The 18562-nt window shown below is 49.0% G+C and carries 17 protein-coding genes; all 17 read left to right on the top strand.

Annotated elements, in window-relative coordinates:
• The first annotated feature begins 68 nt into the window (after nucleotides 1–68).
• The 17 genes from ACM6JA_RS29665 to atpG all read left to right on the top strand — a co-directional run bounded on the left by ACM6JA_RS29665 (nucleotide 69) and on the right by atpG (nucleotide 18562).
• Nucleotides 69–3233 (top strand): phosphodiester glycosidase family protein, encoded by a 3165-nt coding sequence (locus tag ACM6JA_RS29665; RefSeq protein ID WP_414855285.1) that lies wholly within the window; start codon nucleotides 69–71, stop codon nucleotides 3231–3233.
• Between the two features lie 448 nt (nucleotides 3234–3681).
• On the top strand, nucleotides 3682–5064 hold the full coding sequence (gene bioA / locus ACM6JA_RS29660; RefSeq protein ID WP_414855284.1) for an adenosylmethionine--8-amino-7-oxononanoate transaminase: 1383 nt from the start codon (nucleotides 3682–3684) through the stop codon (nucleotides 5062–5064).
• Nucleotides 5065–5069: 5 nt separating this feature from the next.
• The gene (gene bioD / locus ACM6JA_RS29655) at nucleotides 5070–5789 is read left to right on the top strand and encodes a dethiobiotin synthase (RefSeq protein WP_414855283.1); all 720 of its coding nucleotides are present in this window, start codon (nucleotides 5070–5072) and stop codon (nucleotides 5787–5789) included.
• Between the two features lie 20 nt (nucleotides 5790–5809).
• Nucleotides 5810–6805, top strand: a complete 996-nt coding sequence (bioB, locus tag ACM6JA_RS29650) for a biotin synthase BioB (protein WP_414855282.1) — start codon at nucleotides 5810–5812, stop codon at nucleotides 6803–6805.
• A gap of 15 nt (nucleotides 6806–6820) precedes the next feature.
• On the top strand, nucleotides 6821–8020 hold the full coding sequence (gene bioF / locus ACM6JA_RS29645) for an 8-amino-7-oxononanoate synthase (protein ID WP_414855281.1): 1200 nt from the start codon (nucleotides 6821–6823) through the stop codon (nucleotides 8018–8020).
• The gene (locus tag ACM6JA_RS29640; protein WP_414855280.1) at nucleotides 8017–8754 is read left to right on the top strand and encodes an alpha/beta fold hydrolase; all 738 of its coding nucleotides are present in this window, start codon (nucleotides 8017–8019) and stop codon (nucleotides 8752–8754) included. The genes bioF and ACM6JA_RS29640 overlap by 4 nt, the downstream gene beginning before the upstream one ends.
• The gene (bioC, locus tag ACM6JA_RS29635; protein WP_414855279.1) at nucleotides 8723–9541 is read left to right on the top strand and encodes a malonyl-ACP O-methyltransferase BioC; all 819 of its coding nucleotides are present in this window, start codon (nucleotides 8723–8725) and stop codon (nucleotides 9539–9541) included. Before ACM6JA_RS29640 ends, bioC begins: the two co-directional genes overlap by 32 nt.
• 99 nt (nucleotides 9542–9640) lie before the next feature.
• The gene (locus ACM6JA_RS29630; protein WP_414855278.1) at nucleotides 9641–11623 is read left to right on the top strand and encodes an ABC transporter substrate-binding protein; all 1983 of its coding nucleotides are present in this window, start codon (nucleotides 9641–9643) and stop codon (nucleotides 11621–11623) included.
• A gap of 149 nt (nucleotides 11624–11772) precedes the next feature.
• Nucleotides 11773–12963: an acetyl-CoA C-acetyltransferase gene (locus tag ACM6JA_RS29625; protein ID WP_414855277.1), complete on the top strand. Its 1191-nt coding sequence runs from the start codon at nucleotides 11773–11775 to the stop codon at nucleotides 12961–12963.
• Nucleotides 12964–13128: 165 nt separating this feature from the next.
• On the top strand, nucleotides 13129–13302 hold the full coding sequence (locus tag ACM6JA_RS29620; protein ID WP_307724157.1) for an AtpZ/AtpI family protein: 174 nt from the start codon (nucleotides 13129–13131) through the stop codon (nucleotides 13300–13302).
• 13 nt (nucleotides 13303–13315) lie between these two features.
• Nucleotides 13316–13684 (top strand): ATP synthase subunit I, encoded by a 369-nt coding sequence (locus ACM6JA_RS29615; protein WP_414855276.1) that lies wholly within the window; start codon nucleotides 13316–13318, stop codon nucleotides 13682–13684.
• A 114-nt stretch (nucleotides 13685–13798) separates the two neighbouring features.
• A complete protein-coding gene (gene atpB, locus ACM6JA_RS29610; RefSeq protein ID WP_007725474.1) occupies nucleotides 13799–14593 on the top strand; it encodes a F0F1 ATP synthase subunit A in 795 nt (264 codons plus the stop codon).
• A gap of 42 nt (nucleotides 14594–14635) precedes the next feature.
• Entirely contained in the window at nucleotides 14636–14866 is a 231-nt protein-coding gene (gene atpE / locus ACM6JA_RS29605; protein WP_007725472.1) for a F0F1 ATP synthase subunit C, read from the top strand.
• Nucleotides 14867–15041: 175 nt separating this feature from the next.
• Entirely contained in the window at nucleotides 15042–15545 is a 504-nt protein-coding gene (gene atpF / locus ACM6JA_RS29600) for a F0F1 ATP synthase subunit B (protein ID WP_173619703.1), read from the top strand.
• Nucleotides 15542–16069 carry a F0F1 ATP synthase subunit delta gene (locus tag ACM6JA_RS29595; RefSeq protein WP_414855275.1) on the top strand — a complete coding sequence of 176 codons (528 nt, stop codon included), beginning with the start codon at nucleotides 15542–15544 and terminating at the stop codon, nucleotides 16067–16069. The genes atpF and ACM6JA_RS29595 overlap by 4 nt, the downstream gene beginning before the upstream one ends.
• 43 nt (nucleotides 16070–16112) lie before the next feature.
• Nucleotides 16113–17624 (top strand): F0F1 ATP synthase subunit alpha, encoded by a 1512-nt coding sequence (gene atpA / locus ACM6JA_RS29590; protein ID WP_414855274.1) that lies wholly within the window; start codon nucleotides 16113–16115, stop codon nucleotides 17622–17624.
• Between the two features lie 74 nt (nucleotides 17625–17698).
• The gene (atpG, locus tag ACM6JA_RS29585) at nucleotides 17699–18562 is read left to right on the top strand and encodes an ATP synthase F1 subunit gamma (protein WP_007725463.1); all 864 of its coding nucleotides are present in this window, start codon (nucleotides 17699–17701) and stop codon (nucleotides 18560–18562) included.

Genomic DNA, 18562 nt, shown 5'->3' with positions numbered 1-18562 from the left:
CTAATATTTAGCTGCTTGGCTTAGAGGGTAGAAAGACAGAGTTTGGAATACGGAGAGGAGTTACCAACATGAGAGCGCAAAGGATAGTGACGCTGCTCACGGCCACGACTATGGCCTGGGGAGCTTTTGTTCCGTTTGTGCCGTTTGCGACCAATGTCGCACACGCCAGAGCGGAGACCAGTGCATTGAATATGATGTGGCAAACCCCAATTGGTGAGGGGACCACTTTGCAGAAATATACGAAATCATTTGCCAATCAAGTAGTCACGATCATGGTGACCAAGGTTGATCTGAACAATCCTTACGTTGAGGTAAAACCGGTATACGGAACGAAAGGCAAGCTGACTGACAGGCAGACGGTTACACAAATGGCGCGTGAAACAGGAGCTGTATCAGCAATCAATGCCGACTTTTTTAACATGTCGAAGCGGGGAGCGCCGTTTGGCATTGTCATGAAAGACGATGAACTCATTTCTTCCATGGGCTTGGTCTCCTACTGGTACGCCCTAGGTTTGACGGGAGACAAGATGGCCATCGTCGATAAGTTTGGTTTTGGCGGCAAGGTTACTGCTCCTAATGGTGCTACCTATTCGATTCAGGGAGTTAACAAGGAAGAGTACAACCCAAGTGAAGGACGAAAGAGTCACCAGAACCAACTGAACGTCTATACCCCTTCCTTTGGCAAAAACAGCTTGGGGACGATATCGGGCTATAAAGATGTCGTCGAGATTCTGTTTGTAGACAACGTAGCCAAAGAAGTTCGTGTGAATCAACCTGGCGTATACATACCTTACAACGGCTATGTCCTTTGGGGACATGGAGCAGCAGGAGCATTTCTCAAACAAAACTTCCCAGTAGGCGCTACTGCGACAGTTGAATATCAAACGACACCGCAAACCTTCGACTTGAAACATGCGGTGGGTGGCAATGTCATTTTGGTCGATCAAGGGAAAGCACTGTCATCCTTTCAAGCGGACAAGTCCATCACGAACAAAACGGCGCGCACAGCGGTCGGTGTTTCTCAGGACGGAAAGACTTTGTACATGGTCACGATCGATGCGAGCCAAGGCGTTTATTTGGACGAGCTGGCAAAGATCATGGCGGAGCTCGGCTCTTATCGAGCTGTAAACTTTGACGGTGGTGGCTCTACGACCATGGCAGCTCGCATGCTGGGTGAGACACACGCGAATTTGGCGAATAAGCCGAGCGGCGGTGCTGAGCGTCGTGTGCCTACTGGACTGGCTGTATACAACACGGCACCTGCTGGAGAATTGAGAGGCTTCCAAATCGATGTACCGTCAGATGTGCTTATCGGACAAACCATCACGCTCAACGCATCCAAAGGATATGACGTTCATTACCAGCCGTATGCGATCAATGCAGGCGATGTGAGTTGGGATGGTAGTCAGTCCGAAGCGGGAACCGTAAATGGCAAGCAATTCACACCAGCTCGATCCGGCAAGATCACATTGACTGCGCGATTGGGCAATGTGACGCAAAATAAAGATATTCAAGTGATTTCCGGCAACGATGTGCAGCAAATCATCGTTTCGCCGAATCCGATCACGATTGCACCGGGACAATCCCTTAATCTCGATGTCAAAATTAAAACGAAAAAGGGCTCTACCGTACAAGCGACTCCACTTAGCGTAAAAGCGAGTGTCGATTCTTCTGTAGCGACGATTAACGACAATCTGCAACTGGTAGCAGGCAATGAGCCGGGCAACGGAAACTTGACCATTACGTATGATGGCGTGTCGACAACCGTACCATTTGCTGTCGGACAATTTGAGCAGCCATGGCTCACCTTCGATAATCAGGCCGGTATGTACCATGCGGCAAATCCATCCAGCATCAGTTCCGCTGGTTCGTTCGCGCTCGTTTCCGATCAGACATTCCGCACGAAGAAGGCAGCGAAGCTGGTGTACAACTTCTCTGGAGCACCAGCGAACAACATGCGGATTTCGTACGGCGTTCTGGGGGCAAAACCTGTGACCATCCCTGGCAAACCACTCGGATTGGGCTTGTGGGTCAATGGTGACAACAGCGGACATTGGCTCCGTGCAGAAGTAGTCGATGCAAACGGCAAGCCGGTCTACCTCGATCTGGCAAAAGAGATCAATTGGACAGGCTGGAAACAGGTTAAAGGATACTTCCCGAGCAATGTTGCGTATCCGTTGCAACTGAAGAGTGTGTATGTCGTTGACCAAGCCAATGATGGCATTACACATGACAAAGGAACACTGTACATCGACGAATTCTCGCTTCTTTTGGGCAACCAGACAGGTCAACCGAGCGATGTAGCCGTTGTCCCTGAACTGCCAGGTAGCATGTCCCTCGGGGCGGAGCTCGATCTCCATTATTCCCTTGCAAATACTGCACCTTACCTGGATAGTGCGCTGATTGATGTGGAGTCGATCGTGACTCAGCCGATGCCAGGATATGTGCCTGCTGATTATTCGTTTACGATTAAGCCGGGCGAACTAAAAGCAGGACAAGAGGACGCGATTTCCACTTCCTCGATTCAGTTGACCTTGGCACCGAAGCAATGGCTCGCTGGAAAAGGCGTTGGACTACTGTACGTAAACGAAGTGAACAATACATTGGATCCGCTACTGGGAACCATGAATGCTCAAGGTCAGTGGGTATATGAAGTCAATAGCTACGGCAAGTACATTCCGTACTACCTGGACAATGCAGGCACGAGCAGCACTGGATTTACAGATATCGCGAAGCATCCAGCCAAGGCAGAAATCACCTACATGACGGAACAGGGCTACGTGAAGGGTTTGACGGAGACGACTTTCGGCCCAGAGGTTTCCTTGACCAGAGCACAGTTCGTCACCTTGCTCGCGCGCACTTTTGAATGGGAACTTCCATCCTCACCAAAGCTGAAATTCAAGGATAAGGTGCCTTCCTATGCGCAAGGTGCCGTACAGGTAGCTGTTTCCAAGGGCCTGGTGAAGGGGTATAACGATAATACTTTCCGTCCGGATCAGCCGGTGACTCGCGCAGAGGCCGCAGTCATTCTCGATCGTCTCGTGAATAAAAAGGGAGCGACGAAAAAGGTCTCCGATAAAGGGACATGGCCATCCTGGGCATCTACATCCATCAACAACATGGTCGGACTTGGTCTGATTGATCCAGTTGGAGGAAATTATCAGCCGAATAAACCGACGACGAGAGCAGTGTGTGTCGTAGCGCTTTATCGCATTATGCATCAAGATAAATAGAATCGGAATATAAAAGGTCAAGCTTCTCTAACGAAGAGGAGCTTGACCTTTTTCTGTCGATAAGAATTTATAAAATTCATATCGACAGAAGGGCCGAGTTTTCTAATAGATAGGCCTTCCAAGAGAAGAAAAAGCGCAGGGCTCGTAGACCTTGACACGCCTACCCAGTCGGAACTTCCAAAAGGAGACCACGTTTGTCGACCACTTCTTCCTTGAGAAGCCTCCGCCCGTAGGGTGGCTTTGGCTCGACGGTCCCCTTTTGGAAGTGGAGACGGACAGTGAATCCCCCTGCTGGCGTGTCAGAGTCGAAGAGAACTGTGCTTTTTCTTCTCCTCCACTATGTTGACTCAAACTAGAAGGACCTTCTTAGATCTTGCTAATTTTTCAAAGTCAGAAAAAATCTTTGCCAAAATAGGTTAACCAATTTAAAATAAAGGTTAACAAATATATGTTAACCAAGGTTGTGGTTTGGTTGTTAAATAGTTATGCAGAGCTCTCTGCCAAAAATAAGCAATACGTTTGGCATCCCTTCACCCAAATGAAAGACTATGTCGCACAGGAGCCACTAATTATTGCGAGAGGAGAAGGGATCAAGCTGTTCGACGTGAACGGCAAGGCTTACTACGACGGTTTTTCCTCTGTGTGGTTGAACGTCCATGGCCACAATGTTCCCGAGCTGAATCAGGCGATCACGGAGCAGCTCGACCAGATTGCCCACTCTACCTTGCTTGGCATGGCAAACGTCCCATCCATTCTATTAGCGGAAAAGCTGATCCAACTCGCTCCAAAAGGACTGAGCAAAGTCTTTTACTCTGACAACGGGGCAACGGCGGTCGAAATCTCACTGAAAATGGCGTTCCAATACTGGCAAAATCGCGGGCAGACCGGCAAGCATTCGTTTATCACGATGAACAACGCCTATCACGGCGATACGATTGGAGCCACCAGTGTGGGAGCCATTCCTCTCTACCATCAGGTCTACAAACCACTGCTCTTTTCTCCACATGTCATTCCATACCCATATCCATACCGGCAAGGCGGCGAAGAAGCAGCCGTTCAGGCCACATTGAGCAGTCTGGAGAGTTTGCTTAAGGAAAAAGCTCATGAGATTGCGGCGATGATCGTGGAGCCTGTCGTGCAGGGAGCAAGCGGCATGATTATCATGCCGGACGGTTGTTTGAAAAAAATCGCGGAGCTGTTGCGCGCCTATGATGTATTGCTGATCGCAGACGAAGTAGCGACAGGATTTGGACGCACGGGCAAAATGTTCGCTTGTGAGCATGATGGGGTCGTGCCAGACATCATGGCGGTCGCAAAAGGGCTCACGGGAGGGTATTTGCCAGTAGCGGCTACCTTAGTAACCGAGCAAATTTATGATGCCTTTTTCGCTGACTATGAGGAACAGAAAACTTTTTTCCACGGACATTCGTTCACGGGAAATCCACTTGGCTGTGCAGTTGCTCTCGCCAACCTGCGATTGATGGAGGAGCGAGGAGTCGTTCAACAAGTAGCACAAAAAGCAACCGATCTGGATCAATTGTTAAAGCCACTTCGCGACCTGCCTCATGTAGGGGAAATCCGGCAAAAAGGCTTGATGGCGGGAATTGAGCTGGTTCGGGATAAAGGGACCAAGGAGCCTTATCACTGGAATGAGCGGATCGGTGTGCGTGTCTGTCAGATAGCGAGAGAAAAAGGGCTTTTGACACGACCGTTGGGCAACGTCATCGTTTTTATTCCACCGCTTGTATCTACAACTGAAGAATTAGCTGACATGGTTCGGATTTTAACGGAATCGATTCAAGATGTAACGACAGGTGATACGGAGGAGTAATAGATATGGCTGATCGACCCTTTTCCGGATTGTTCATCACAGGGACAGATACAGGGGTAGGCAAAACGGTTGTGACTGGCGGAATCGCATCCGTGTTGCGTGAGACAGGAGTGGACATAGGGGTTTGGAAGCCAGTCCAGTCAGGAGCACGAGCACATGATGAGGGCAGTGACGCATTGCAATTGAGGTCGTGGAGCGGAGTTCCTGACGCGTGTGAGGAGATAGCCCCGCTCTGTTTTGAGGCACCGCTTACCCCTTTTCTGGCTGCGGAAGCAGAGGGGAAAAGCTTGACTATGGAGGACGTAATCGCTTGCGGGCGACCCCTGATGGAACGTTATCCGGCACTCCTTGTCGAAGGAGCAGGTGGTCTGATTGTTCCATTGACACCAACCGAAACGATGGCGGATCTTGCTGCTCGACTGAACCTGCCAATGCTCATCGTGGCACGGGCTGGGCTCGGCACGATTAACCATACGCTCTTGTCCGTTTGGTATGCACGGGAACTCGGGATCGAGGTTGTAGGTGTCATCCTGAATCAAAACAATTCAGCTGGCGTCACCGATGAGAGTGTTAAAACAAACGCGAGCATGATTGAGAGCTATGGGGGAGTTCCCGTATGGGGCGTGCTTCCATGGATAGACCAACCGCTAGAGCGTCAGCAGTTGACACAGCTGATCCAAGAGTGTGTAGACATCGGACAGTTGTGTCAGTGGAGCCATAAATAATAAGAAGGGGAGACGAGAAAATGAAGCAAAGCACCTGTCTGGATTGGAAGGGATACTCTCATAAAGCGATTATCAAAGAAGAGTTCACGCAGGAAGAGGCAATGAAGGTATTGCAAGCGCCTGATGATGAGCTGCTGCTGGTCATGAACGAAGCTTTTCGGGTCAGAAGGCACTTTTTCGGAAAAAAGGTCAAACTGAACATGATCATTAACGCCAAGAGCGGCCTTTGCCCGGAGGATTGCGGTTACTGCTCGCAGTCGATTGTTTCGAACGCTCCCGTATCCAAGTACACGATGCTGGACAAGGAGACATTGCTCGCAGGTGCGCAAGAAGCCATGAATCGAAAAGCAGGTACATACTGTATTGTCGCCTCAGGTCGTGGTCCCACGGAAAGAGAGCTGGGTCAGGTCATCGAGGCAGTCAAAGAAATCCGCGAGACGATGCCGCTGAAAATTTGCGCGTGCTTAGGGATATTAAGCGACGAACAAGCAACGCGCCTAAAAGATTCTGGTGTTCACCGCTATAACCATAATCTCAACACGAGTCGCAATCATTACGAAACGATTACTACGACACATACGTACGATCAACGTGTACAGACAGTCGATACCGCGAAAAGAGCAGGGATGTCGCCATGCGCAGGCGTGATCATCGGCATGGGGGAGAGCGATGAGGAGATCGTCGAAATGGCATTTGCCTTGCGCAATCTCGACGCAGATTCCATCCCGATCAATTTTTTAAATGCGATTCCCGGAACCCCGTTGGAGGATAAAGGACGCACTCCGGCAATGAAGGCTCTTCGTGTTCTCGCCTTGTTCCGATTTATTTGCCCGGATAAAGAAATTCGCGTTGCGGGTGGTCGCGAAGTGAATTTGCGCACCTTGCAGCCGCTTTCCTTGTATGCAGCCAACTCGTTGTTTGTTGGCGACTATTTGACGACGCCCGGGCAGGAAATTACGACAGACCACCAGATGATTGAAGACCTCGGGTTTGAAATCGAGCTGTGTGCGCTGTAGGACAGTAGGTATACCATGAACACGCGATACACATGGCTGGAAGAAGAATACGATTCGTTGCGGAAACAATCGCTGGCAAGAGAATGGAACACCGTAGAGTCAGCCAGTGATCGCGCAGGCACCTGGATTCAAGTCGAAGGGAAACCATTATTAAACCTGTCATCGAACAACTATTTGGGCTTGGCCCATGATCAACGTATCGTGGAAGCTGGCAAGAAGGCGGCAGAGGAATGGGGGGCAGGAGGAACTGCCTCTCGTCTCGTCCATGGCAACTACGCGTTATACGACGAGCTGGAACAACAATTGGCGGCGTGGAAAGAAAGAGAAGGGGCGCTTGTCTTTGCAAACGGCTATCAGGCAAATACGGGGGTAATAGCAGCACTTGCCGGAAGAGGTGACGCTGTTTTTAGTGATCGGTTGAATCACGCCAGCATCGTCGATGGGATCGTGCTCAGTCGGGCGGAGCATTTTCGGTACAGACATAACGACATGGAGCATCTGGAATTTTTGCTGAAAAAGCACCAGGATGCAAGACGGAAGTGGATCGTCACGGACAGCATATTCTCCATGGATGGTGATAAAGCTCCCCTACTTGAATTAGTACAACTGCGAGATCGTTACGATGTCATGCTGATGGTTGACGAAGCCCATGCAGGGGGAGTGCGTGGTGAAGAAGGGCAGGGCTTGTGCCACGAGCTGGGCATCGCCGGACAAGTCGATGTTTTGATGGGGACCTTCAGCAAGGCATTTGGTGTTTATGGGGCATACGTATGCGCAGATGAGATCATCATTCGTTATTTGATGACAAAAGCGCGCTCGCTGGTGTATTCCACATCCCTTCCCCCTGCTGTGATTGGCTCAAATCTGGCGGCGTTGTCTTTGGTACAAACAGAGTCTTGGCGAAGAAAAGCGGTGAGGCAGAATGCGCTCGTGTTTCGCCAATTGCTTCGCTCACGCGGATTTACCGTAGACGAAGAAGATACGCCAATCATCCCGCTCACGTTAGGAGAGAATGAATGGACTTTGCAGTTTAGCAAAAGACTTCGGCAGCGCGGGATTGCAGCAGTGGCGATTCGACCGCCTACCGTGCCAGCAGGAACCGCGCGTATCCGTTTTACGGTGATGGCTGCCCATACGCGCGAAGAGCTGGAGTGGGCTTGCGAGCAAGTGAGCGAAATCAGGGACGAGCTTCATAAAGGAGGGACGATAACGTGAGAAAAGTGATGCTGTGGCTAACCGGATGGGGAATGTCGGAATGCAGCTGGGATGCTGTTCGCTCACAATTTCCTTCCTATCGGCACATCATTCCTACTTATTCGGACGTCACTGACTCCTTGCAATTTTACGAGAGAGTAGAAGAGGAAGTCCGATCTCTGTCAACGCAGGAGCTGATTGTAGTGGGGTGGTCCTTGGGAGGGATGCTCGCAATACGCCTCGCTGCCCAGTACCCAGTCTCAGGACTTGTTTTGATCGGCACCACAGCACGCTTTACCAGCGAACAGCATGACCTTCGCAAAGGGTGGCATCCTGTTGTTTTGCAAAGGATGAAAAGGCAGCTTTCCGTAGCACGCGAGCGGGTAATGGACGCATTTGTTGAACAGATGCTAACACCAGGAGAGCGTAAGCAAATAGGCTTGCACGTGGGGGTGGATAGCCAGATGTGGAGTACGGCAGCGTTGATTGCGGGCTTGACCTATTTAGAAGAAGAGGATTGCCGCCCGTTCCTGTCCTCCCTGACTTCTCCCACTCTCGTCATTCACGGAACGGAGGATGCTATCTGTTCACTCGCAGCCGGAGAAGAACTGGCGAGTAGCCTTGCAGGTGCCAATTTCGTGCAAATTCCTGACTGTGGTCATGCTCCGCATGTATTTGTTCCGGAGGTTGTAGGAGATTCGCTAAAGAGGATGGTGGAGCAGCTTGCAGAAGAGAGCAATCAGCAGCCGATTTAGTGAGAAGGCTGTCTCATATGAAAAATACGCATTCGTGCAAAAGAAGATGGCCGATCATTTGAGTCAAATGGTTACAGAAATAACGAACGAGAACGAGGTGCGAAACATCCTAGAGATTGGCTGTGGGACAGGGGGATTAACCCGCGTCATTCGCAGCCATTTTTCTGATGCCCATTACGAAGCAGTAGAGATTGCGTCAGGTATGCTGGAGCAAGCGAAGAACAATCTGGAGCAGCACGGCCTGATTTGCTCATTTTTTCAAGCAGATGCCGAAGAATGGGTATGGGAACAACAGGCGAAGTCAAAGGATTTGATGGTTTCAGGAGCGTGTTTTCAGTGGTTTGCCAAGCCAGCGCATACGCTAAAAGGATTGGGAAGAATCCTGAAGCACGGAGCACCTTTGGTTTTTTCAACATTTGGACCCGATACGTTTTGGGAGCTGCATGAATCGTTTGCAAATGCTCATGCGATTTTGGGGGAAAAGGGGGTACGCCATGGCTTGGAGTTTCTCTCCGCACGTGATTGGCACGAGCTATTGGAGCAAGCAGGGTTTACGGATATAGAGGTGATGAGGAAATATGAGCGGCTAACTTACCCGGGTGTACGGGATTTCTTGCATGCCGTGAAAGCAGTGGGCGCCAGTGCAAGTATGGAGCAAGGGAGCGGTCTGGGACGCAGGAAACTTCTTGCAGAAATGATTCGTTACTATGAGCAGACGTATAAAAGAGAAACGGGCATCCCTGTCACCTACGAAGTCATTTACGTTCGCGCAGTTTCATCGAGGTAGTGTGCTTTCTATGATTTTTGCTATAGAAATGAGAATGGTTATCAAATAGAATGAAAAGAAGAACGATGGGAGGGCTATCAAGGAGTTGAGTGTGGAACAATGAACGTGGATGATCATATTTTTCTATGGAATCAGGCAAGTGTACGATTACATGATGTACGGCATATCGTCATGCGAGCCGGAGAGCAGCTGCGATCCTATCAATTGCCAGCTAGTGCCTTTCTATTTTCGGTGAGAGGCAGTGGCCTGATTCGTCTTGACGGGAATGTGCATGCTATCAAGAATTGCTATATGGCCCATGCTGGCAAAGGTACATACGTGGATATCGAGGAAATAAAGGATGAGCTGGAATACTATTTGATTTTGTACAAAGCTCATTTGCCGTTGCCTTGTCGGCAGGAGCTGCTACGTTTACTGGAGAAAACACAACCTTTTCACATCCAATACGGCTTTACCCCCATGCATCAGGCAAATGTATTTGTCGCAATATCACGCATGCAGCAAGCGTGGAATCAGAATGGCAACCTGGACAAGCTGCGAGCCAAGGCCCTGCTATATCAATTCGTATGTGAGCTAATGGCACAGATGCAGTCGCAAGGAATCGGGGTAACGGTACCGAATTTGGTTGCTCAGGCCGTCAGGTATATCGAGGAGCATTACGGAGAGACATTCACCCTCGATGATCTTTCCACGCTCTTAAACTGCAGCTCCCGATCCCTGCAACGCACCTTTAAAGCCCAGCTAGCGGTCGGCCCTATCGACTATCTGATTCAGGTGCGCATTCAAAAAGCGCAGGAACTGCTACGTCAAACGAATTTGGGACTAAAAGAGGTAGCGGAATCAGTAGGGTATACAGACAGCTATTATTTCAGTCGTATCTTTAAAAAATATACAGGCTTCTCCCCGTCTGCGTATAAGGTAAATCCGCTGACATCGGAAATTCGTCGCCAAAGTCCATTACTCTTGTCGCGATATTCCATTGCTGGTCAAAAGCTATGGAAATATAATGATCACATTGAAAATGAAAATCACTCGCACCCAAGAGATGGAGGAGCCGTACCGATGTATAAGAGTACAAAAGCGATGCTGGCGTTGAACCTGATGCTGAGCCTTACCTTGCTGCTGGGAGCCTGCTCAGGCGGCGGTACGAATACGAGCAATTCGGGGAGCGCAGCAACAGGCGCTTCGAATCAGGTAGCGACACAGTCGAATACCACGCAAACTAGCGCGAATCAAGAAGTGAAGAAAAGTGAGACGCGTACAATCAAGCACATGAAAGGCGAGCTGACGCTTGATTTTAAACCAGTCAGAATCGCTGTGCTGGATACGCAATACGCAGATCAAATGATTGCCTTGGGCGAGCTGCCTGCAGGTAGTGTCATTACAACGGGGGACGGTTCGAAGTTTCCAGAGTATCTCATGGACAAGCTAAAAGATGTTCACGTACTCGGAACAAAAGACGAGCCCAATTCAGAAGCGGTAGTTGCTATGGAGCCTGACTTGATCATATGCACGGAGTTTCAAGATAAAATCTATGATAATTTGAACAAAATCGCTCCAACCATCATGTTTGACCGAAACGAAGACTGGCGAGAGACGCTGATTACCTTCGGAAAAATTCTCGAAAAAGAACAAGAAGCTGAGCAGATCGTAAAGGACTACCAAGAGAAAACGAATAAATTGAAAGCAGAGCTCGCAACCAAGCTCAAGGGTGAGTCTGTCGCACTTATTCGTCCTCGTGACAATGCAATTCGTCTGCACACAGTTGAACACCGTACGGCTGCTATCTTGTATTCCGATTTGGGACTGACTCCTCCCAAGCCAGCGATGGATAAATCAGATACAGCTACGATGATTTCTCTGGAAGTGTTGCCAGAGGTAAATGCCGATCACTTATTTGTTGTAACGGACAAAGCGAATCAAGCATTAACGGACGAATACAAGAACACTTCTATTTGGAAAGGGCTAAAAGCAGCCAAGGAAAATAAGGTGTACGAGGTAAACACAACCGTGTGGATCGCCTACTACGGTCCGATTGCCATCAACAATATCGTCGATGAAATTGCAGAAGCACTTCTATAAATCATTCAAACCGTCACTCTCTTCTCCTAAGAGCAGTGACGGTTTTTTCATGAACAGGAAAAGAAAGCGATTTCCTGGCAGGAATTATCATGAAAAGATGGAATCTTAAGAAGGTTGCCTATCCTGTGTATTCGAGGGGTGTGTGGAAGATGAGTCAAAGAGAAATCGTCATTGCGAGTGCTGTGCGCACTGCTATAGGTAGCTTTCAAGGAACGCTTGCAGGTGTCAGCGCGACAAAGCTTGGCGGAATTGTACTGGAAGCAGCGCTAGAGCGTGCAGGTGTTTCCAAGGATGTGGTCGATGAAGTGATTATGGGGAATGTACTGTCAGCAGGCTTGGGTCAAAACCCGGCGCGCCAGGCTTCTATTCACGCGGGCCTTGCTCATGAAGTCCCCTCCCTGACTATCAACAAGGTTTGTGGCTCAGGTCTAAAAGCCGTTCATTTGGCCGTTCAGTCAATCCTTGCAGGTGAGGCAGAAGTTGTCTTGGCTGGCGGGATGGAAAATATGAGCCAGGCACCATACTTAATGGAAGGTGCGCGCTCAGGCTATCGCATGGGAGATCAGAAGGTAGTAGACTCTATGATTCGCGACGGGCTGTGGTGTGCTTTCAACGACTACCACATGGGCATTACAGCGGAGAATCTTTGCAGCAAATATGAAATCGGACGCGAAGAGCAGGATGAATTTTCTGCGTGGAGCCAGGAAAAAGCTCAACAAGCGCTCGCTAGTGGTCGTTTTCAAGAAGAAATCGTGCCGGTTCCGATCCCGCAGCGAAAGGGTGATCCGGTGCTTTTTGCTGTAGACGAATTCCCTCGTGCTGGTGTGACAGCCGAAGCGCTAGGCAAGCTGAAGCCTGCATTTAAAAAGGATGGAACCGTGACAGCTGGGAATGCATCCGGCATCAACGATGGAGCCGCCGCTCTCCTGATTATGACACGCGAGAAGGCAGAAGAGCTGGGAGTGAAGCCTCTTGCCCGTATCGTAGCCAATGCGAGTGCAGGTGTTGATCCGAGCATCATGGGGTACGGTCCTGTTCCTGCGACCAAGCGCGTACTGGAAAAAGCGGGTCTGTCGATTGCTGACATCGATTTGATCGAAGCAAACGAAGCTTTTGCCGTCCAATCACTGTCTGTTGGCAAAGCACTGGGCTTTGATCGCGAGAAGCTGAATGTCAACGGCGGAGCCATCGCTTTGGGACATCCAATCGGTGCGAGTGGCGCGAGAATTTTGGTCACGCTCGTGCATGAATTGCAAAAGCGTGAAGGGGCAAAATATGGGTTAGCGACTCTTTGCATTGGTGGGGGACAAGGCGTCTCCACAATTGTCGAGAAAATTTAATTTTTAAATTGTGAACGCTTTGTGTACACAGAAACGCTTGCGTTGACAAAGGGAATAAATCTTCGTTAATATGGATGAGGGCATTTGGAAATTGTGTGCCCTCTCCTTATGTGAAAGGAGAAGGATAAACTGGCGAAACTTGACAATCCATGGCGAGCACTTGGTTTGGTCAGCGTACTTGGTCTTGACTTTGCCATTTGTGTGGTTGCCGGTTTTATGATCGGCAGATACGCGGATCGCCTACTAGCGACTGATCCTTGGTTCTTGCTTATCGGCTTGATTACAGGGATTGCGGTTGGTGTATACACTGTCTATCGACTCATTCGCCCGTATCTTTAGGGGGTGACGAACGATGGAAGCGTTTGCTTTAGCGATGCGAAAGACTTTTCGCTATTCTTTATGGTGTATGGCATTGTTTGTGATACTGATGGTTGTATTGCCTGAACACAGGGTATTCTTGCAGAGCTTGTTGCTTGGAACAGTGACAGGAATCATTAATACTAGCGTTCTCGCAAGCAAGGTCTGGGTTGTTGGGCAAATGGCAGATGACCCTAATGTCAGACCAAAAGGAACGGGCACGATGCTTCGGTTCATGATTGCCGGGCTAGCCGCCTATACTACCTTTCTTTTCCCTCATATTTTCACATTGTCAGGGGTTCTACTTGGGTTGTTTTTGATCCAAGGGATCAGCTATCTACTCGTATTCCGCAATTCAAAATAGATTTGTTACCAGCGTTTCCTTTTAAATGAAGTGATTTTACCAGAGAGCGTTCGATAGCAATGTGTAGACAGAGTTTCGGACAACCTCTATCTATCAATGGAAAGGGGTGAAAAGATGGGTCATCATTATACGTTACGGTTTGGGTTAGGCGGCATGGTATTTGACATCGCTACGATTCTCATGATGGTTCTTACCGCACTGCTTGTGTTTATCTTCCTGTTTGTAATGACACGAAAGCTGGAAACAGGAGTACCTGGTGCTAAGCAAAATGCAGTTGAGTGGATTTTTGACTTTGTCAAAAATGTTACTGCAGGATACATGGATCACAAGAAAGTCATGATGATGATGACGCTTGGTATTACGTTGTTTCTCTACATCTTCATTGGGAACCAGCTAGGTGTTATCGCCAACGTCACCACAGTGCACAAAGGTGAAATCAGCGAAAGTGTTATGAAGATGCTGACGATTGCTCCTACGCCAGAAGCCGAAGCGAAGAAGCGCGAAACCGTTGAGCACGAGCTGGCTGATAAAGGAGCTCATGTAATCTGGTGGAAGTCTCCAACTGCTACACCAAGCGTAACATTTGGTTTGGCGTTGGTAGTGTTGCTCTACTCCCACTACCTCGGTATCAAGAAAAGTCCAGGTGGTTGGTTTAAGCACGTATTCCTCAACCCGATCCACATTCTTGAGGAGTTTATCATTAAACCGTTGACGCTTCCTCTGCGTTTGTTCGGTAACCTCTTTGCAAAAGAGATCATGATTGCCTTCCTGTTGAGTGGGGGAGTTTTGGCCGCGGCACCATTGTTTATCTGGCTCGGCTACTCCGTCTTCGTAGGTGCAATTCAGGCGTTCATTTTCTTGACTCTTTCTATGGTTTACATTTCACAACTTGTGAATGATGAACACTAAAATCTAGTTTTGTTAACAACAATTTAGGGAGGTATTTTTAACATGGAAGTTATGGGTATAGCTATTGCTATGGGTCTTATTTTCGGATTGGCAGCACTTGGTGGTGCTTTTGGTGCAAGTAACGTAATCTCTAAAACAATTGAAGGTGTTGCTCGTCAACCTGAAGCTCGTGGTAACCTGATGGGTATCATGTTCCTCGGTATGGGTCTCGTAGAGGCGATTCCAATTATCGCTGTAGCTGTAGGCTTCATCTTGATGGGTCGTCTGGGTTAAGCGAACAGTTGAACAGTATTAAATAGGCGGAGGGTCACCTTCGCCTATCTTTTAGTAGGGAAAAATCAGGCTTCGGCCACAAGCTTGGCATGGAAGTCTTCTAGTAATAATTCTGGTAAGTACGTAAAGAACTTATTGCAGAATCTTTCGTTTGTCAGGAAGGAGTGAACTAAAAATGGTTGAGTTTGGAGCCGTATCCCTGGAATGGGGCACATTACTACTCCAGGTGATTATTTTCATTTTGCTGTTGATCGTTGTTTCCAAATATGCAACAGGACCGATTGCGAGCGTGTTGGAAAAGCGCCGTGCTCATGTTGAGAACGAGCTCGCCACTGCGGAACGCAACCACAAGGAATCCGAAAAGCTTTTGGCTGAACAACGCCGTCTTTTGGATGAAGCTCGCGCTGAATCTAAAGCGATCATCGACCGTGCTGCAAAGCAAGCGTCTGATGAAGCAAGCAAAATCGTTGCTGAAGCACAAGCAGCTTCTGAGCGCATGAAAGCAGATGCAAGTGCTGAACTGGCTCGTGAAGTAGAAAAAGCAAAACTCGAACTGCGTGAGCAAATGACTGGTCTTTCCGTGCTCTTGGCTTCCAAGATCATTGAGAAAGAACTGGACGAAGCAGCTCAAAAGTCTACTGTTGACAAATTTCTCGCACAAGTGGGAGATCGCCTATGAGTAGCGCAGTAGGAAAACGTTATGCTCGCGCTCTCTTTGAAGTAGCGAGTGAGCGTAGCAAGATTGATCAGGTAGAAGCAGACCTGGGTGCGATCGTGGAAGCGGTTGAAGGCAATGAAGATCTGAAAAAGATCATGCTGCACCCTCACATCGCAGCAGATGCGAAAAGCCAGCTCGCTGACGAATTGTTCAAAAGCCATGTAGGGGAAGAAACCTTTAATTTTCTGAACGTCCTGATTGAGAACGGACGCGAAGTTGATTTGGTTGATATCTACCGTTCTTTTGTACAATTGGCGAACGAAGCTCGTGGATTCGCAGATGCGATTGTGACAAGTGCAAAACCGCTTTCTTCTGAAGAGCAAAATGAGCTGGCTGAGAAGTTCGGCCAAACGCTGAACAAAAAGCTGCGTATGACAGCAGTCGTAGATCCAGCGATTCTCGGCGGCATTATTATCAAAATTGGCGACCGTCTGTACGATGGCAGTCTGAAAACGAAGTTGGAAACCTTTGCGCAGAAGGCGTAAAGTTCGATGGCTTTTAAGAAGTTGGATGAATGGGGTGAATTAAGTGAGTGCAATCAGACCAGAAGAGATTAGCTCCCTCATTAAAGAGCGGATCGCTAACTTTAAATCTGAAATCGAAGTTGTGGATGTAGGCACAGTCATCCAGGTAGGTGACGGTATTGCTCGTGTTCACGGTTTGGAAAAGGCCATGCAAGGGGAGCTTCTCGAGTTCCAAAATGGCGTAATGGGTATGGTACTCAACTTGGAAGAAGATAACGTGGGTGTCGTTATTATGGGACCTTTCCGCGACATTAAGGAAGGCGATACTGTAAAACGTACCGGCCGCGTTATGGAAGTTCCAGTAGGGGAAGCGCTGCTCGGCCGCGTTGTAAACCCACTGGGTCAACCAATCGATGGTCAAGGCCCTATCGCAAACAACGGTTTCCGTCCAATCGAGAGCCCAGCTCCTGGCGTTATGGCACGTAAATCCGTACACGAGCCACTCCAAACAGGTATCAAAGCGATTGACGCGATGATCCCAGTTGGTCGTGGACAGCGTGAGTTGATCATTGGGGACCGCCAAACTGGTAAAACAGCAGTGGCGCTCGACACGATCATCAACCAAAAAGGTAAAGACATGATTTGTATCTACGTTGCAATCGGTCAAAAGCAATCCACCGTTGCTAACATCGTAGAAACTCTGCGTAAAGCAGGGGCTCTGGAATACACAATCATCGTTTCTGCTACTGCGTCTGACCCAGCTCCAATGTTGTACCTGTCTCCTTATACTGGTGTAACAATGGCTGAGTACTTCATGTACAAAGGCGGACACGTTCTGTGCGTATACGATGACCTGTCCAAACAGGCTGCTGCATACCGCGAAATGTCCCTCTTGCTCCGCCGTCCTCCAGGTCGCGAAGCATATCCTGGTGACGTATTCTACTTGCACTCCCGCTTGCTGGAGCGCGCTGCGAAACTGTCTGATGATCTGGGCGCTGGTTCCATTACGGCTCTGCCATTCATCGAAACCCAAGCGGGTGACATTTCCGCGTACATTCCAACCAACGTGATCTCCATCACGGACGGTCAGATCTTCCTGGAGACAGACTTGTTCAACGCAGGTCAACGTCCAGCGGTTAACACCGGTCTTTCTGTATCCCGTGTAGGTGGTTCCGCGCAAATCAAGGCGATGAAAAAGGTAGCAGGTCCACTCAAGCTCGAGTTGGCTCAATACCGTGAGTTGGCTGCGTTTGCTCAGTTCGGTTCCGATCTGGACAAAGCGACCCAAGCTCGTCTGACCCGTGGTGAGCGTTTGATGGAAATCATGAAACAAGGTCAGTTCGATCCAATGTCTGTTGAGAAGCAAGTTGCTTCTATCTATAGCGCAACAAGAGGTTACCTGGATGACATTCCAGTAGCAGACGTGCGTCGCTTTGAGAAAGAGATGTTGTCTTTCTTGGATTCCAACAAACCGCAACTGTTGGAGCACATCCGCACAACGAAAGACCTTCCAGATGAAAAAGAATTCAACGCAGCGATCGAAGAGTTCAAAAAAGGCTTTTCGGTAACTCGCTAATCGTTAACCTGATAGACATCAGATGCATGCCGGGCCATTTGCCCGTGCATGCGTCCTCAAGGTGGTGAAAACGAGTGGCTAAAGGAATACGTGAGATTCGACGCAGTATCAAAAGTAAAAAAGATATGCGCCAAATCACGAAAGCGATGAAAATGGTGGCGGCTGCAAAGCTTCGCCGTAACCAGGATAAAGCTGAGGCGGCACGCCCGTATGCTGACAAGATCCAAGATGTGATCGCTAGCATCGCGAGTGGGAACTCTGGTTCCAAACATCCAATGTTGCAAAATCGTCCGGTGAAAAAGACTGGTTATATTGTCATCACTTCCGACCGTGGACTTGCTGGGGGTTACAATGCCAACATTCTCCGTAAAGTGGTAACTACCATAAACGAGAAGCACAAGTCCAAGGATGAGTACGGTATTTTTGTGATTGGCCGCAAAGGTCGTGACTTCTTCAGCAAACGGAACTACCCGCTTTTGGAGGAAGTTACAGGTCTGCCAGCCAGCCCAGCCTTTGCTGATATCAAGAAAATTGCCGGTGCAGCAGTCCAAATGTTCGAGAATGAGCAGATTGACGAACTGTACCTGTGCTACAACAAGTTCCAAAGTGCAATTTCGCAAATACCTACCGTAAAACAATTGCTGCCATTGGAAGCTCCCGAGAGCAACAATGCGCGCGAATTGAATTACGAGTATGAGCCGTCCTCGGAAGAAGTATTGGCGGATCTGTTGCCCAAATATGCGGAAACACTGGTTTACAGTGCACTCCTCGAAGCAAAAGCTTCCGAAGAAGGTTCCCGTATGACGGCAATGGGCAACGCGACAGACAATGCTACGGATATGATCAACCGTTTAACGTTGAGCTACAACCGTGCTCGTCAGGCAGCCATTACACAAGAGATTTCCGAGATCGTTGCAGGTGCAAACGCACAGGCTTAG

It is taken from the genome of Brevibacillus sp. IT-7CA2, assembly GCF_949767855.1.
In the GTDB taxonomy this organism is placed as follows: Bacteria; Bacillota; Bacilli; order Brevibacillales; family Brevibacillaceae; genus Brevibacillus.
Note: the sequence above shows the minus strand (reverse complement) of the source record. Positions and strands in the feature narration are given on the sequence as shown.

Coding starts and splice junctions, on each gene's coding strand:
- atpF (WP_173619703.1), top strand. CDS start 15,042: ATGGTTGAGTTTGGAGCCGTATCCCTGGAATGGGGCACATTACTACTC.
- ACM6JA_RS29595 (WP_414855275.1), top strand. CDS start 15,542: ATGAGTAGCGCAGTAGGAAAACGTTATGCTCGCGCTCTCTTTGAAGTA.
- ACM6JA_RS29625 (WP_414855277.1), top strand. CDS start 11,773: ATGAGTCAAAGAGAAATCGTCATTGCGAGTGCTGTGCGCACTGCTATA.
- bioF (WP_414855281.1), top strand. CDS start 6,821: ATGAACACGCGATACACATGGCTGGAAGAAGAATACGATTCGTTGCGG.
- bioB (WP_414855282.1), top strand. CDS start 5,810: ATGAAGCAAAGCACCTGTCTGGATTGGAAGGGATACTCTCATAAAGCG.
- atpB (WP_007725474.1), top strand. CDS start 13,799: ATGGGTCATCATTATACGTTACGGTTTGGGTTAGGCGGCATGGTATTT.
- bioD (WP_414855283.1), top strand. CDS start 5,070: ATGGCTGATCGACCCTTTTCCGGATTGTTCATCACAGGGACAGATACA.
- atpE (WP_007725472.1), top strand. CDS start 14,636: ATGGAAGTTATGGGTATAGCTATTGCTATGGGTCTTATTTTCGGATTG.
- bioA (WP_414855284.1), top strand. CDS start 3,682: ATGTTAACCAAGGTTGTGGTTTGGTTGTTAAATAGTTATGCAGAGCTC.
- ACM6JA_RS29665 (WP_414855285.1), top strand. CDS start 69: ATGAGAGCGCAAAGGATAGTGACGCTGCTCACGGCCACGACTATGGCC.
- ACM6JA_RS29630 (WP_414855278.1), top strand. CDS start 9,641: ATGAACGTGGATGATCATATTTTTCTATGGAATCAGGCAAGTGTACGA.
- ACM6JA_RS29615 (WP_414855276.1), top strand. CDS start 13,316: ATGGAAGCGTTTGCTTTAGCGATGCGAAAGACTTTTCGCTATTCTTTA.